Genomic DNA, 14,262 nt, shown 5'->3' on the forward strand with positions numbered 1-14,262 from the left:
GCCTTGGCGGATCGGGATCAGGCGACGGAAGCGATCCGGTCCCGGGCCTGGGGGCGGTCGGCGCGTGCCGGGCAGCGCATGTCCAGCCACTGGCGCAGGGTGTCGAACACGGGGGCGGCCAGGTCGGAGCGTTCGTTGAACAGCTCGTGGTACAGCGGCTCGAAGCAGCGCGACTGCACCCGGGCGCTGGGCGCCGCGGCCGCGAACGCGCGGCTGCCGGCGGGGTTCACCAGTTTGTCGCTGCCGGCCCACATCAGCAGGGTCGGCACTTTCCACTGGGCTGCTGCCGCCACGGTGGCCGGGCCGCCATCGGCAATGAAGCGTGCCAGGCGCGCGCTGATGCGGTCATGGCACAGCGGGTCTGCCAGGTAGGCGCTGGGCACGGCGCTGTCGTGCGACAGGTACTGCGCATCGAGGCCGTTGCCCACGCGCAGGTTGGGGGCCAGGCGCGGCAGGGTGGCCAGCAGCAGCTTCTGCACCGCGCCCAGGCCGGGGTCCAGCGCAGGTGACGACAGCACCAGCGCATCCACAGGCCGCACGCCGAGCGCAACGAAGCGCGAGGCCACCAGCCCGCCCATGCTGTGGCCCAGCAGCACCAGGGGCAGCCCCTCGGGGGTGCGTGCGCGCAGGGCGTCCACCATGTCGGCCAGGTCGTCGAGCAGCCTGCTGTCGGAGGTGAGGCCGCCGCGCGGCCCGCTCGATTCGCCATGGCCGTACTGGTCGTAGCCCCGCACGGCAAAACCCCAGCCACCGAGCCGCCGCGCCAGCGCGTCGTAGCGGCCCACATGCTCTCCCAGGCCATGTATCAGCAGCACGGTGCCGCGCTGGGCCTGGCCCGGCGCCAGCGGCCAGTCCTGGACGGCCAGGTTCTCACCATCGCTGGCGGTGAAGGTGGTCAGGGTGGAGGCAACGGGTTCGGTCATCGGACAAGGCGGCAGAATTGAGCGGCGTAGCGCAAGGGCGGTCAGGAAGGGGTCACGCAGGCGGCCATCTGCCGCATGCAGGCATCGTGACGGGGCCGTGCAGCGCCGTCAATGGATTTCATGCAAGGCCAGGCCCTGGCAGGTCCGGGCCATGGCGAGTACCCAACGGTTCAGGGCCGGTTAACAGGCCCTAGTTCAGCGAGATCCAGAGATCGTCCCAGTCGGTGGGCTGGAAACTGCCCTCGCGCCGCAGCACCTGCTGGTGCTGGCGGTTGAGCACGTAGTGCGTGGGCCGGCGCGTGATGGCGCCGAAGCTGTCCTGGTGGCCCGGGGCATTGCGCCAGGCAATGGGAAAGCGCTGCTCGGCCGGCACGGACACCTTGAGCAGGTCGATGTACTGCATGAAATCCGCGCTCTTGTCGTCCAGATTCACGCCCAGCAGAACGAAGTCGCGCTGGCGGTTGTTGGTGTAGAACTCGCGCATCAGGCGCAGCTCGTTCACGCACAGGGCGCAGCCGGCGGTGAAAAAACTCACCAGGCAGACCTTGCCCTTGAAGTCGGAGAGCATGACCGGCTTGCCATCGCTGCCGGTGCCGGACAGCTGGTGCTGCGCACCCTTTGCCGGTGCGGGAGGGGGCGCAGGCTGGGCCCAGGCACCGACCTGGGTGGATGCCAGGGCCGAGGTGGCGAAGGTCTGCAGAAAAGCGCGTTTGTCCATCATCAGGGCCTGCAACAGGGAAGCGGTGAACCGGCGCCCCGCCAAGGCAGGGCACCAGAGGAAGGGTCAGGCCGGGGTGGCTGGCGCGGTCTGCTCGGCGGCCATGGCCGCGATCACGTGGGCCACCGAGGCCGTGAGGCGCTTGGCATAGGGCACATGCAGGAACTCGTTGGGGCCGTGGGCATTGCTCTTGGGGCCGAGCACGCCGCAGACCATCATCTGTGCCTGGGGGAAGCCTTCGCTGAGCATGTTCATCAGCGGGATGGTGCCGCCCTGCCCGATGTAGCCGCAGGGCGCACCGAAGTGCGCCTGGGATGCCTCGTTGAGCGCCTGCTCGAACCAGGGCGTGGTGGCCGGGGCGTTCCAGCCCGTGGCGCCGCCGCCATGGTCGAAGGTGACCCGGGCCTGGTAGGGCGCGTTGTCCTCCAGCAGTGCCTTGAGCTCCTGCACGGCCTGGGCCGCGTCCACCAGCGGGGGCAGGCGCAGGCTGAGCTTGAAGGCGGTGTAGGGGCGCAGCACGTTGCCGGCATCCTGCAGGGCCGGGAAGCCTTCGGCGCCGGTCACGCTGAGCGTGGGTGTCCAGGTGCGGTTGAGCAGGGCCTGCAGCGGGTCGGTGGTGGTGGGCAGCGCAAAGGCGGTGGAGCCGCCGCAGTCGTAGTGCGCCCAGGGGAAGCGCCTGTATACCTCCTCGCCCAGGATGGCGGCGGTGGCTCGGGCCTGGGCCAGGCGGTCGGCCGGCACCTCGCAGTGGAAACTGGCGGGCAGCAGGCGGCCGGTGGCGCTGTCTTCCAGGCGGTCGAGCACCTGGCGCATGATGCGGAACGACGATGGCACCAGGCCCGAGGCGTCGCCCGAGTGGATGCCTTCGGTCAGCACCTCTACCTTGAGCGTACCGCTGGCCATGCCGCGCAGGCTGGTGGTGAGCCACAGCTGGTCGTAGTTGCCGGCGCCCGAGTCCATGCAGACCACCAGCGCCACGTCGCCCATGCGGGGCTTGAGGGCGTTGATGTAGGGCAGCAGGTCGCCCGAGCCGCTTTCCTCGCAGGTCTCGATCAGGCCCACGATGCGCGGGTGCGGCACGTTCTGGCGCTTGAGCTCCTGCACGGCGGCAATGCTGGCGTACACCGCATAGCCGTCGTCGGCACCGCCGCGGCCATAGAGCTTGCCGTCCTCGTACTTGGGCGTCCAGGGGCCCAGGTCATTGCGCCAGCCCGAGAACTCGGGCTGCTTGTCCAGATGGCCGTACATCAGCACGGTCTGGGTCGAGGCCGGCGCGGTGGCGTCGATCTCGAAGAACAGCACGGGGGTGCGGCCTGCAAGGCGCACGATCTCCAGGCGCAGGCCGGCCACCTTCTGCGCCTCCACCCAGGTGGCGGCGTTGCGCACCACGGTGTCGAGCAGGCCCAGCTCGGCCCAGTCGGGGGCGAAACCGGGGGATTTGGCGGGGATGGCGATGTAGTCGGTGAGCTGGCGCAGGATGTCGGTGTCCCACGCCTGGCTCACCCGCTCAAGCGCCAGTGCGGGTTGCAGGGCGTGGGGGGGGACGCGGGCGTTCATGGTGGTGTTCCTCTGGCGGGATGAAACCGCCATTCCAACACAATGCGCGCGCCCGCGCCATGGCCCGGCAACGGCCCCTGTCCCGGGATGGAATGGGCCGCGTCCCTGTCAGTACCCGGAGTATCCCGACGCGGGAAGGGTCTCGGGGTTGCTGTCCAGGGAGGACGGCGCCGAGGGCGGGTGCAGTGCGACGGCGGCCTCCACCCGGTTGCGTCCGAGCTCCTTGGCCCGGTACAGGGCCCGGTCGGCGGCCGAGATCAGCATGTCCCAGCTATCGCCCGGCTCCAGCCGGCCGCCGAAGACGCCGATGCTCACCGTCACGGTGATCTCCTTGCCCTCATGCCGGTAGCGTGCGCCAGAGACCGATTCGCACAGCTGGCGCGCCAACTGGTGGGCGCCGATCAGGTCGGTGTCGGGCAGCACCACGAGGAATTCCTCGCCTCCGTAGCGGCTCACCAGGTCCTGGGAGCGTATGCGGTCGCGCAGCATGCTCACCACGTGGCACAGCACCTGGTCGCCCACGGGGTGGCCGTAGTGGTCGTTGACGCGCTTGAAGTGGTCGATGTCCACCATCATCACCGCGATGGATTCGCGCGTGCGCACCGCGCGCGCCACGTCACGGTCCAGCGCCGAAATCGCTGCGCGCCGGTTGGCCACGCCGGTCAAGGGGTCCAGCGCGGCCAGGCGGCGGTTGTCCTCGTCCGCCCGGTCCCGGGCCATGAAGATGAAGCCCATGGTGGCCACCATCAGCTCGATGAAGGTGGTGCTGAAGGTCAGCGTCTGCACGCCGCTGGACTGCATGATGCCGGTGGCCGGCTGGTCGCTGCCGCCGACTGCGACCACGCGCACCAGGAACACCAGCGCCTGCAGGGCCAGCACGGCCATGACCAGCCAGGCGCCCCGGCCGGGCGTGGACCCACGGCGCGAGAACAGGATCCACAGGGCCCACAGGTTCAGCCCCCCCAGCAGCAGCCCTGCCACCACCACGCGCGCAGCGTAGTCGTCGATGAACCAGGCCATGCCGGCGGCCATGAGCACCGGCGCGACCGCCATGGTGGGCCACGGCAGTGGCCGGCCCTGGAATTGCAGCAGGGCCGCCGCCAGGCAGGTGAACATGCAGCTGAGCAGCACATTGCCCAGCACGATGGACAGCAGGCCATGGATGTGGCCGCGCGATGCGAACAGGGCATAGGCCATGGCATTGAGCAGCAGGCCCAGGGCCCACAGCTCCACCCCTTCGCGGCGCTTGCCCCAGGTCATGACCGCCATGGCCAAGGCGGCTGCCAGCGATGACAGGATGATCATCACCAGCATGGTGGGCACGTCGGCAGTGAAGGGAACCATGGCGCTCAGTCGGGGACGGGCGGCACAAGCCGCAGAGAGAGCAGGATAAACGATGGCGCCGGCCAGTCCCGTCAGACAAAGTGCCACTGGGGGCGTGCCGCAACACGCCCCGGGGCTATGGCAGGGCGGGCACCTCCGCTGCCGACAGGCCCAGCGCCGGCGTGCCCGAGAGCTTGAACACCTGGATGGCGCCGGCCAGCCGGGTGGCCTGCTCGCGCAGGCTGTGGGCAGCGGCGGCCGATTCCTCGACCAGGGCGGCGTTCTGCTGCGTCATCTGGTCGAGCTGGTTCACGGCGGTGTTGACCTGGCCGATGCCGTCCGACTGCTCGCCCGACGCGGCCGTGATCTCGCCGATGATGTGGCCCACGCGCTGCACCGAGCCGACGATCTCGTCCATGGTGGTGCCCGCGTTGTGCACCAGGCGCGCGCCGGATTCGACGCGCTCCACCGAGGCGTTGATCAGCTGCTTGATCTCCTTGGCCGCATCCGCACTGCGCCCGGCCAGGCTGCGCACCTCGCTGGCCACCACGGCAAAGCCCCGGCCCTGCTCACCCGCGCGGGCGGCTTCGACGGCGGCGTTGAGCGCCAGGATGTTGGTCTGGAAGGCAATCGAGTCGATCACGCCGATGATGTCGGCGATCTTGCGCGAACTCTGGTTGATCTCGCCCATGGTGGTCACCACCTCGCCCACCACCTGCCCGCCGCGTGCGGCCACCTCGGCGGCGCTGCTGGCCAACTGGTTGGCCTGGCGCGCCGCGTCGGCCGACTGGCGCACCGTGGCGGTGAGCTGGTCCATGCTCTGGGCCGTCTGCGCCAGGCTGCTGGCCGTGGCCTCGGTGCGGGCCGACAGGTCCTGGTTGCCGCTGGCGATCTCGGCGCTGGCCGTGCCGATGCTGTCCACGGCGGTGCGCACCTGCTGCAGCATCTGCGTGTAGCGCTGGCGCATGCCCTCGACCTCCTGCACCAGCGCACCGATCTCGTCGCGCCGCGTGGTGCGAAAGGCCTGGGTCAGGTCGCCCTGGGCCACCAGGGTGATGGCCTGGGTCAGGTCGCGCAGGGGGCGGCTCACGCCGCGGCGCAGCATCAGGAACAGGCCCACGGCCAGCAGCGCCACGGCCACCGCCATCAGCGCCCACACGGCCAGGGTCACGCGGCGCTGGCCGGCCATGGCCTCGCCGTAGGGCACCTCGGCCACCACCCACCAGCCGCCGGCGGTCTTGCGCACCAGGGCGAAGGGGTCCTCTGCACCCAGCCCCAGCAGCGACACGGCCTCGCGCACGAAGCCGTCCTGCGAGGCGGCCAGCGCCTCCAGAAACGGGCCGGCCTGGGGGTAGGCTTCCAGCACGCGCTTGCCGCCAGCGCTCGGGTGGTAGACGAAATTCGCCTTGTCGAGCCCGGCGCCAGGGTTCACCACGTAGGTGCCGCCATGCTCGAAGAAGCGCGTCTGCGCGACCTGTTTTTGCAGCATGGTGTGGAACACGCTGATGTCGTTGCCGATGAACAGCACCGCCGTGGTCTTGCCCGCGCCGTCCTTGGTGGGCAGGTAGTGGCCCATGTAAGGTTTGCCATTGACCACCGTGACGCCGGTGTAGGGCTCGCCCTTGCTCACCGCAGCATAGGCCGGGTCGGTGCGCGCCAGCGGCGTGCCCTGCTGGCGCTCGCCCTTGTCGTTTTTGACCGAGGTGGTGATGCGCATGAAATCCTCGCCCTTGCGCGCGAACACGGTGGCGATGCCGCCGGTCTCGTTGGCGAACTTGTCCACCGAGCCATAGTCCTCGTTGACCAGCGCGCCATAGCTGCGCAGCTCGCCCGTGGCTTCGTCCAGGTGCATGGCCGCGTCGAAATAGCGCTGGAAGCCCTTCATCGTCAGCTGCACCAGCTCGCGGTTGGTGTTGTCGGCCGCGTCCAGCGACTGGGCCACGCTCTGCGCGGTGTCGCCCACGCTGGCGATCAACTGGGCACGGGTGTTGCGCTCGGTCAGCACGGCGATGGCCAGGCCCACGAGCACCATGACCAGCGCCACCAGGGCAATGGCCATGAGCGTGACCTGGCGCGCGACGGAACGGTTGTTGGCAAGGGGGGCTGACACGGGGCTTGTCTCCTGAAAGTGAATGTGCACTGCCGGCTGCGCCGGTCTGCATTCACTCTACGCCCGAGTGACTGTTACATTTATTCACGCATTCCCTTACGCAAAGCTGCGTACCGCCATGGCCAAAGCCGCAGGTCAATGGCCCGACTGGGTGCGCTCCAGCCACCCCAGGCCTTCGGAGGTACCGGCGGCCGGGCGGTACTCGCAGCCCACCCAGCCGGCATAGCCCAGGCTGTCGATCAGATCGAACAGATAGGGGTAGTGCAGCTCCCCCCGGTCGGGCTCCTGGCGCTCGGGCACGCCCGCCACCTGCAGGTGCGACACGCGCCCCGTGGGCAGGTAGCGGCGCAGTTTGCTGGCCACGTCGCCCTCCACGATCTGGCAGTGGTACAGGTCCATCTGCACCTTGAGGTTGTCCATCTGCGCGGCGTCGAGCAGCTCATGCGCGTGGTCCTGGCGGTTCAGGAAGTAGCGCGGCATGTCGCGCAGGTTGATCGGCTCGATCAGGATCTCGCGCCCGCTCTGCGCCGCCTCGGCCGCGGCCCAGCGCAGGTTGTCCACGCACAGGCTCTTGAGCGATTCGCGCTCCAACCCGGCCGGCACCATGCCCGAGAGCACATGGATGCGCGGGCAGTCCAGCACGTCGGCATATTCCAGCGCCTCCTGCACGCCGCGGCGGAACTCCGCTTCGCGCCCGGGCAGCGCGGCCGTGCCGCGCGCCTGCTGCTCCCAGGCCGTGGCCATGCTGGCGCGCTCGCTGCCGCTGGGCGGCGCGTTGAACAGCACCATCGCCAGGCCGTTGTCGGCCAGCCGCGCTGCCAGATCGGCCGGGTCGAAGGCATAGGGGAACTGGCATTCCACCGCAGCGAAGCCGTCGCGCGCGGCGGCGGCAAAGCGCGCGAGGAAGGGCAGCTCGGTGTACATCAGGCTCAGGTTGGCGGCGAACTGGGGCATGGTGGTGGGCAAAAGGTGGAAGGCCAGGACTGCGTAGGCTACTATTTTGCGGTGGAGCCACCCCTCCACCGCCCACCCCCTTCAGGAACCGCCCCCATGCGCATCGGAAAACTTGCCCAACGCACCGGCACCACGCCCAAGGCCATCCGCCTGTACGAGGCGCGCGGCCTGCTGGGCACGGTGGCGCGCGACGGCAGCTACCGCCACTACGGCGAGGCCGACGTGGCCCGCGTGCAGCTGATCCGCCAGGCCCAGGGCCTGGGGTTCAGCCTGGCGCAGCTCGAGGGCCTGCCCGATCTGCACAGCAGTGCCGGCTGGGCGCGCATGGCCGGTCTGCTGGCACAGCGGCGCGCGGCGCTGGCCCAGGAGATGGCGCGCCTGGCGGTGCTCGACGGGCAACTGGCCGCACTGGAGGCCGAGCTGTACGCCTGCGATGCCATGGCGGCCCCCGCCACGCCGCAGGCCTGCGGCGCACCGGATGCGCCCCTGGGCCCATTGCGCCAACTGGTGCCCCTGGGCCACGCCACCGCTTGAAGCCGCTTTTTCCGGAGTGCTTGATCCCGCCGCTTGACTCTGTCCCGTGGGGCAAGGTGAGCATGGGGAACTCAACCACTTTTCGGGAGTTCTCGTGGCGCAACGCATTCTGGTCATCCTAGGCCACCCTGCCCTCGACAGCCTGTGCGCAGGCATGGCGACCGCCTACACCGAGGGCGCGCAGGCCGCTGGCGCCGAGGTGCGGCGGCTGGACCTGTCCACCCTGCACTTCGATCCCCTGCTGCATGCCGGCCACTACGGCGGGCAGTCGCTGGAGCCCGACCTGCTGGCCGCGCAGGCCGACATCACCTGGGCCGAGCACCTGGTCTGGGTCTACCCCATCTGGTGGGGCGCCATGCCGGCGCTGATGAAGGGTTTCATCGACCGTGTCTTCCTGCCCGGCTATGCCTTCAAGTACCGCCAGGGCTCCTCGCTGTGGGACAAGCTGCTGGCCGGCCGCTCGGCCGAGCTGCTGGTGGCCATGGATTCGCCGCCCTGGTACTTCCGCTGGGTGACGCGCATGCCGGGCCACCACCAGATGAAGAAGGCCACCCTGGAGTTCTGCGGCATCCGGCCGGTGCAGGTGCACAGTTTCGGCCCGGTGCGCACGGCCGGTGCGAAGCGCCTGGGCACCTGGGTCGGGCAGGCGCGTGCGCTGGGCGCGCGGCACGGCGGGCGGGCCCCGGCTGCGGCGACGGCCTCCTGATTACTTCTTGCCGAACGCCTGCACGGCGGCGCGGCCCACGGCCGAGTCGTCGGTGAAGAAGCCGTCCACCCCCGCGCGCAGGTAGGCCGTGATCTCGGCGTTGCTGTCGCCGCGCGCCGTGGCATCGCTGGCCGGGGCCTGGCGCAGGCTGGTGGGCAAAAAGCTGTTCTCGGGCCGCAGCGTCCAGATGTGCACCGACAGGCCGGCCGCGCGGGCGTTGGCCACGAGCGCGGTGGGCTCGCCGAGCACACCGTCCTTCACCGGCACCACCAGGGTCTTGAAGGGGCCGACGGCGTTGGCGTAGGTCGCTACCTGCTTGAGCCCTTCGGCCGTGACCAGGTCGGCATAGCTGCGCGTGTTGGCGGCGCCCTGGGCCACGAAGTCGTAGGGCCGGCCCGAGGGCGCGACCAGTTGCACCAGGCGCACCGTGCTCAGCTTGCGCAGGGCCTGCAGGTTGGCCACCTCGAAAGACTGCACGAACACCGGCGCGTCCTTGTGGTTCCAGCCGTTCTTTTCCAGCACGGCGAGCAGGGGGGCCTCCAGCGGCATGCCGATGGACTGGAAATAGGTGGGGTGCTTGGTCTCGGGGTAGATGCCGATGGTGCGGCCGAGCTTGGCGCTCTGGGCCCGGGCCAGGTCGATCACCTCCTGCAGTGTGGGGATCTCGAACTGGCCGTTGTAGGCCACGTTGGCCGGGCGCTGCGCCGGGATGCGCTCGCGCGCGCGCAGGGTCTTGAGCTCGGCGAGGGTGAAGTCCTCGGTGAACCAGCCGGTGATGGCCCGGCCGTCGATGCTGCGCGTGGCCTTGCGCGCCGCGAACTCGGGGCGCTCCACCACGTCGGTGGTGGCCTCTTTCACCGAGCCGTCGGGGTTGAGGATGGCGATGGCGTTCTCGTGCCGGGCCACCAGCACCCCGTCCTTGGTGATCACCAGGTCGGGCTCGATGATGTCGGCACCGTCGTCGATGGCTTTCTGGTAGGCGGCCAGCGTGTGCTCCGGGCGCAGGGCCGAAGCACCGCGGTGCGCGATCACCGTGGGGGTGGGTGGCCAGGCGGTCTGGGCGGCCGCACCCAGGGCCAGGGTGGCCAGGGCAGCGGCGAGGACGGTCTTCAGGGGAGCGAGGCGCATGGTGTTCTCCGGGACGGTTATCTCCAGCCTTCCACCATAAACCGGTTGCGTGACGTGCGCATGGCGCACGCCTGCGAACGCTCAGGCGTGTTCGAAGTGGAACACCGCCGTGCCGGCCATCACGTTGGGCAGAAAGCGCACTTCCCTGCCGTCCTGCAGGCCGAAGGACTCGAGCACGCGCAGCTCGTTCTTGTGCGCCAGCACCTCGAAATCCTTGTAGGTGCCCACGCGGATGTTGGGCGTGTCGTACCACTGGTAGGGCAGGCGCCGCGTGACCGGCATGCGCCCGCGCAGGATGGACAGGCGGTTGGGCCAGTGCGCAAAGTTGGGAAAGGCGACGATGCCGGTGCGGCCCACGCGGGCGGTCTCGCGCAGCATCACCTCGGCGTTGCGCAGGTGCTGCAGGGTGTCGATCTGCAGCACCACGTCGAAGCTGTTGTCGCCGAACATGGCCAAGCCTTCGTCGAGGTTGAGCTGGATCACGTCCACCCCGCGGCGCACGCAGGCCAGCACGTTGGCGTCGGCGATCTCGATGCCGTAGCCGCTGCAGCCGCGCTCGCGCTGCAGGTAGGACAGCATGGCGCCATCGCCGCACCCGAGGTCGAGCACGCGCGAGCCGGTGGGGACCAGGCGCGCCAGCGCCTGCATGGTGGCTTTCTCGGTCATGCCTGGTGCTCCTGGGCGATGCTGTCGAAATACGAGCGCATGGTGTCCATGTAGCGCGGGTCGTCGAGCAGGAAGGCGTCGTGCCCGTGCGGCGCGTCGATCTCGGCGTAGCTCACGCGGCGGCGGTTATCGAGCAGGGCCTTGACGATCTCGCGGCTGCGCTGGGGCGAAAAGCGCCAGTCGGTGGTGAAGCTGATGAGCAAAAACTTCGCCGTGGCGCGGGCCAGCGCCTGGGTCAGGCTGCCGCCGTACTGCAGTGCCGGGTCGAAGTAGTCGAGCGCGCGCGTGATCAAGAGGTAGGTGTTGGCGTCGAAGTACTCGCTGAACTTGTCGCCCTGGTAGCGCAGGTAGCTCTCGATCTGGAACTCGATGTCCTGTGTGGAGTATTTGGGCGTCAGGCCCTCGCGCAGCTGGCGCCCGAACTTCTCGTTCATCACGTCGTCGCTCAGGTAGGTGATGTGGCCGATCATGCGCGCGATGCGCAGGCCGCGCTGGGGAATGACACCGTGGCGGTAGAAGTGGCCGCCGTGGAAGTCCGGGTCGGTGACGATGGCGCGGCGCGCCACCTCGTTGAAGGCGATGTTCTCGGCCGTGAGGTTGGGGGCGCTGGCCACCACCACCGCATGGCGCATGCGCTCGGGGTACTGCAGCGTCCAGGCCAGCGCCTGCATGCCGCCCAGGCTGCCGCCGAGCACGGCGGCCAGTTGGGTGACGCCCAGGCGGTCGAGCAGGCGGGCCTGGGCGCTGACCCAGTCCTCCACCGTCACCACCGGGAAATCGGCGCCGTAGACCTCGCCCGTGTCGGGGTGGGTGTGCATGGGGCCCGTGGAGCCGAAGCACGAGCCCAGGTTGTTCACGCCGATCACGAAGAAGCGGTTGGTGTCCACCGGCTTGCCCGGGCCAATCATGTTGTCCCACCAGCCCTCGCTGCGCGGCTGGCCTTCGTAGACGCCGGCCACGTGGTGCGAGGCGTTCAGGGCGTGGCAGACCAGCACGGCGTTGGAACGCTCGGCATTGAGCGTGCCGTAGGTCTCGTAGGCCAGCACGTAGTCGCGGATGGAGGCGCCACTCTGCAGTGGCAGCGCTTCCTCGAAATGCATGGACTGGGGTGTGGCAATGAACGACATAAACAAAAAACCCGGCATCGCTAAAAACGAGGCCGGGGTTTGGGTGTCGGTCGGGTCTTTAGCAGAATTTATAAAGCGCCCGCAAGCTATGGCAAATCGGCGCAGGCACGACTATACCAAAGCCGGGCGACGGCCGCACGACCTCAGAGGCTGGGAGTTTTGGCGTGCAAGGCGGGCATGGATGAAAGACTCTCAGCCTCTCAGGCGGAGGCCAGCGGCGCAAACAGCGCGATGCCGCCGAGCACCAGGAAGATCCCGGCCGACACCAGGTGCACCGCACGGATCGGCACGCGCCGTGTGATGCGCTCGCCCAGCCACACCACGGGCGCGTTGGCCAGCATCATGCCGAGCGTGGTGCCCGCCACCACCCACAGGTAGGCGTTGTACTGGGCCGCCAGCATCACGGTGGCGATCTGCGTCTTGTCACCCATCTCGGCCAGGAAGAAGGCGATCAGCGTGGTGCCGAAGACGCCCCAGCGCGGGGTGCCCCCGGTCTCTTCCTCATCGAGCTTGTCGGGGATCAGCATCCACAGGGCCATGGCGATGAACGAGGCGCCCAGGATCCAGCGCAGCAGTTGCGGGCCCAGCACCGTGGTGACCCAGGCGCCCACGGCGCCAGCCAGGCCGTGGTTGGCCAGCGTGGCGACCAGGATGCCCAGAACGATGGGCCAGGGTTTGCGGAAACGGGCGGCGAGTACCAGCGCCAGCAGTTGGGTCTTGTCGCCCATCTCGGCGAGGGCGACGAGGGCGGTCGAAACGAAAAAGGCTTCCATGGGGTGGGGTCAATCCGGCCGGATTGTGATGAGACGCGCATTGACTGCACCCCGACTCCGGCCATTGGATCGGCATGCAGTCAATGGTCTCGCCCAGCTCAAGAACCGCATGCGCCATAGGTTTCAAGGAACCCAAGTGTGTTGACGCATGCCCCCGGCGCATGGCGCGACCGGACGGGCTACTCCCCAAAGACCCGACAATTGTATATGAATCTAAGGTGAAACCCTGCCCGCCCCCGGCGGATGAAAAAGCAGGCCCCCAACGCATTTGCTGAAATAAAACCCCACAAGCGACAAAAGTGATTAATAATGACTTCGCTTTTCTGCTCAGCAGCAAGGCAGTTAGGTTAGCGGTGAATGGTCAGTTTCGCGTCTTTGAAGTCGTCACAGGTTTGTTGATTGCGTCGGGCTCCATCGCGTTTTCATGTTTTTTCAGGAGTCCTTCATGGGCAACAAACTTTACGTGGGCAACCTGCCCTACAGCTTCCGCGACGAAGACCTGCAGCAAACCTTCAGCCAGTACGGCTCGGTTGGCAGCGCCAAGGTCATGATGGAGCGCGACACCGGCCGCTCCAAGGGTTTCGGCTTTGTCGAAATGGGCAGCGATGCCGAAGCACAAGCCGCCATCCAAGGCGTGCATGGCACCAACTTCGGTGGCCGTGACCTCGTGGTCAACGAAGCCCGCCCCATGGAGCCCCGCGCTCCCCGTAGCGGTGGCTTCGGTGGCGGCGGTGGTGGTGGCGGCGGCTACGGTGGTGGCGGCGGCGGCGGTTACGGCGGCGGTGGTGGTCGTAGCGGCGGCGGCGGTGGTGGTTACGGCGGTGGCCGTAGCAGCTACTAAGCAGCGCACATCCGTCCCGGCAGGCCTGGCTTGCTGACGACAAAAACAAGGAGCCTTCGGGCTCCTTTTTTCATGCCTGCGTGCGGCGTGTACCCGCCCGTTTCTGCCATCGCTGTGGCATTTGTCACCATGCCACCACACCGTAGCCCCCCAGACCATAAGGCTTGCTTTTTTGGGAAATTTGTGGCGCATAATGGCTTGGCGGGTTTTGCCCGTCTCAAGTTTGCGGTGATCCGTCAGTTTCGCGCTGAGAGCGTCATTGAGATTAGCTGGCTGCGGTATCGGGACTCCATCGCTTTATCCATGTGTTTTTGAGGAGTCCCTCGATGGGCAACAAACTGTACGTTGGCAATTTGCCGTACTCGGTGCGCGACAGCGATCTGGAGCAGGCCTTTGGCCAATTTGGCGCAGTGACCAGTGCCAAGGTGATGATGGAGCGCGACACCGGCCGCTCCAAGGGTTTCGGCTTCGTCGAGATGGGCAGTGACCCGGAAGCGCAAGCCGCCATCAACGGCATGAACGGCCAGCCCCTGGGTGGCCGCAGCATCGTCGTGAATGAAGCACGTCCCATGGAACCCCGCCCACCGCGCAGCGGCGGCTTTGGCGGCGGCGGTGGTGGCGGTTATGGCGGCGGTGGTGGTGGCCGCAGCGGCGGCGGTGGCGGCTACGGTGGTGGCGGCGGCTACGGTGGTGGCCGTGGTGACGGCGGTGGCGGTTACGGCGGCGGTGGCCGTGGTGATGGCGGCGGTGGTGGCTACGGCGGAGGCGGCGGTCGCAGCGAAGGCGGCTTTCGCAGCCCCTACGGCTCCGGCTCGCGCAACGGCGGCGGCGGTGGCCGCAGCGGTGGTGGCGGCGGCTACGGCGGTGGCGGCAACAGCGGCTACTGATCCCTGCGCTCTCCC

General features: G+C 68.5%; 14 protein-coding genes and 1 riboswitch. Of the genes, 4 read left to right on the forward strand and 10 right to left on the reverse strand.

The features are described 5' to 3' along the window. Positions 1 to 17: 17 nt before the first annotated feature. The 6 genes from U5N23_RS00400 to otnI form a co-directional block, all read right to left on the reverse strand. On the reverse strand, positions 18 to 923 hold the full coding sequence (locus U5N23_RS00400; RefSeq protein WP_322590898.1) for an alpha/beta hydrolase: 906 nt from the start codon (positions 921 to 923) through the stop codon (positions 18 to 20). Positions 924 to 1,113: 190 nt separating this feature from the next. After that, positions 1,114 to 1,641, reverse strand: coding sequence for a TlpA disulfide reductase family protein (locus U5N23_RS00405; RefSeq protein ID WP_322590899.1), 528 nt, complete (start codon positions 1,639 to 1,641; stop codon positions 1,114 to 1,116). A gap of 66 nt (positions 1,642 to 1,707) precedes the next feature. Further along, positions 1,708 to 3,198 carry a M20 family metallopeptidase gene (locus U5N23_RS00410; protein WP_322590900.1) on the reverse strand — a complete coding sequence of 497 codons (1,491 nt, stop codon included), beginning with the start codon at positions 3,196 to 3,198 and terminating at the stop codon, positions 1,708 to 1,710. Between the two features lie 108 nt (positions 3,199 to 3,306). Then, a complete protein-coding gene (locus tag U5N23_RS00415; RefSeq protein WP_322590901.1) occupies positions 3,307 to 4,542 on the reverse strand; it encodes a GGDEF domain-containing protein in 1,236 nt (411 codons plus the stop codon). A gap of 115 nt (positions 4,543 to 4,657) precedes the next feature. Continuing rightward, positions 4,658 to 6,631, reverse strand: coding sequence for a methyl-accepting chemotaxis protein (locus U5N23_RS00420; protein ID WP_322590902.1), 1,974 nt, complete (start codon positions 6,629 to 6,631; stop codon positions 4,658 to 4,660). Between the two features lie 135 nt (positions 6,632 to 6,766). After that, positions 6,767 to 7,585 carry a 2-oxo-tetronate isomerase gene (gene otnI, locus U5N23_RS00425; protein WP_322590903.1) on the reverse strand — a complete coding sequence of 273 codons (819 nt, stop codon included), beginning with the start codon at positions 7,583 to 7,585 and terminating at the stop codon, positions 6,767 to 6,769. A 96-nt stretch (positions 7,586 to 7,681) separates the two neighbouring features. Between otnI and U5N23_RS00430 the strand changes: the two genes are divergently transcribed. Next, positions 7,682 to 8,119 carry a MerR family transcriptional regulator gene (locus U5N23_RS00430; RefSeq protein WP_322590904.1) on the forward strand — a complete coding sequence of 146 codons (438 nt, stop codon included), beginning with the start codon at positions 7,682 to 7,684 and terminating at the stop codon, positions 8,117 to 8,119. 94 nt (positions 8,120 to 8,213) lie between these two features. Continuing rightward, complete coding sequence (locus tag U5N23_RS00435; RefSeq protein ID WP_322590905.1) at positions 8,214 to 8,825, forward strand: NAD(P)H-dependent oxidoreductase; 612 nt, start codon at positions 8,214 to 8,216, stop codon at positions 8,823 to 8,825. Here the strand turns inward: U5N23_RS00435 and U5N23_RS00440 are convergent, their stop codons facing one another. From U5N23_RS00440 to U5N23_RS00455, 4 genes are all read right to left on the reverse strand, one after another. Further along, positions 8,826 to 9,953: a glycerophosphodiester phosphodiesterase gene (locus U5N23_RS00440; RefSeq protein WP_322590906.1), complete on the reverse strand. Its 1,128-nt coding sequence runs from the start codon at positions 9,951 to 9,953 to the stop codon at positions 8,826 to 8,828. Between the two features lie 81 nt (positions 9,954 to 10,034). Then, a complete protein-coding gene (gene metW / locus U5N23_RS00445; protein WP_322590907.1) occupies positions 10,035 to 10,619 on the reverse strand; it encodes a methionine biosynthesis protein MetW in 585 nt (194 codons plus the stop codon). After that, positions 10,616 to 11,746, reverse strand: coding sequence for a homoserine O-succinyltransferase MetX (gene metX, locus U5N23_RS00450; RefSeq protein ID WP_322590908.1), 1,131 nt, complete (start codon positions 11,744 to 11,746; stop codon positions 10,616 to 10,618). The genes metW and metX overlap by 4 nt, the downstream gene beginning before the upstream one ends. Before the next feature lie 200 nt (positions 11,747 to 11,946). Continuing rightward, the gene (locus U5N23_RS00455) at positions 11,947 to 12,519 is read right to left on the reverse strand and encodes a TMEM165/GDT1 family protein (protein ID WP_322590909.1); all 573 of its coding nucleotides are present in this window, start codon (positions 12,517 to 12,519) and stop codon (positions 11,947 to 11,949) included. A gap of 11 nt (positions 12,520 to 12,530) precedes the next feature. Then, positions 12,531 to 12,723, reverse strand: a riboswitch (yybP-ykoY riboswitch). A gap of 241 nt (positions 12,724 to 12,964) precedes the next feature. On the opposite strand from U5N23_RS00455, the gene U5N23_RS00460 reads away from it, so the two are divergent. Next, the gene (locus U5N23_RS00460) at positions 12,965 to 13,360 is read left to right on the forward strand and encodes an RNA-binding protein (RefSeq protein WP_322590910.1); all 396 of its coding nucleotides are present in this window, start codon (positions 12,965 to 12,967) and stop codon (positions 13,358 to 13,360) included. Between the two features lie 326 nt (positions 13,361 to 13,686). Further along, positions 13,687 to 14,247: an RNA-binding protein gene (locus tag U5N23_RS00465; RefSeq protein ID WP_322590911.1), complete on the forward strand. Its 561-nt coding sequence runs from the start codon at positions 13,687 to 13,689 to the stop codon at positions 14,245 to 14,247. Positions 14,248 to 14,262: the final 15 nt, after the last annotated feature.

The organism is Acidovorax sp. (genome assembly GCF_034519795.1).
In the GTDB taxonomy this organism is placed as follows: Bacteria; Pseudomonadota; Gammaproteobacteria; order Burkholderiales; family Burkholderiaceae_C; genus Acidovorax.

Excerpts from the sequence above, each read along its gene's own strand:
- U5N23_RS00400 (WP_322590898.1), bottom strand. The coding sequence starts at position 923 with ATGACCGAACCCGTTGCCTCCACCCTGACCACCTTCACCGCCAGCGAT.
- U5N23_RS00455 (WP_322590909.1), bottom strand. The coding sequence starts at position 12,519 with ATGGAAGCCTTTTTCGTTTCGACCGCCCTCGTCGCCCTCGCCGAGATG.
- metW (WP_322590907.1), bottom strand. The coding sequence starts at position 10,619 with ATGACCGAGAAAGCCACCATGCAGGCGCTGGCGCGCCTGGTCCCCACC.
- U5N23_RS00430 (WP_322590904.1), top strand. The coding sequence starts at position 7,682 with ATGCGCATCGGAAAACTTGCCCAACGCACCGGCACCACGCCCAAGGCC.
- U5N23_RS00405 (WP_322590899.1), bottom strand. The coding sequence starts at position 1,641 with ATGGACAAACGCGCTTTTCTGCAGACCTTCGCCACCTCGGCCCTGGCA.
- U5N23_RS00460 (WP_322590910.1), top strand. The coding sequence starts at position 12,965 with ATGGGCAACAAACTTTACGTGGGCAACCTGCCCTACAGCTTCCGCGAC.
- U5N23_RS00410 (WP_322590900.1), bottom strand. The coding sequence starts at position 3,198 with ATGAACGCCCGCGTCCCCCCCCACGCCCTGCAACCCGCACTGGCGCTT.
- otnI (WP_322590903.1), bottom strand. The coding sequence starts at position 7,585 with ATGCCCCAGTTCGCCGCCAACCTGAGCCTGATGTACACCGAGCTGCCC.
- metX (WP_322590908.1), bottom strand. The coding sequence starts at position 11,746 with ATGTCGTTCATTGCCACACCCCAGTCCATGCATTTCGAGGAAGCGCTG.
- U5N23_RS00415 (WP_322590901.1), bottom strand. The coding sequence starts at position 4,542 with ATGGTTCCCTTCACTGCCGACGTGCCCACCATGCTGGTGATGATCATC.
- U5N23_RS00465 (WP_322590911.1), top strand. The coding sequence starts at position 13,687 with ATGGGCAACAAACTGTACGTTGGCAATTTGCCGTACTCGGTGCGCGAC.
- U5N23_RS00440 (WP_322590906.1), bottom strand. The coding sequence starts at position 9,953 with ATGCGCCTCGCTCCCCTGAAGACCGTCCTCGCCGCTGCCCTGGCCACC.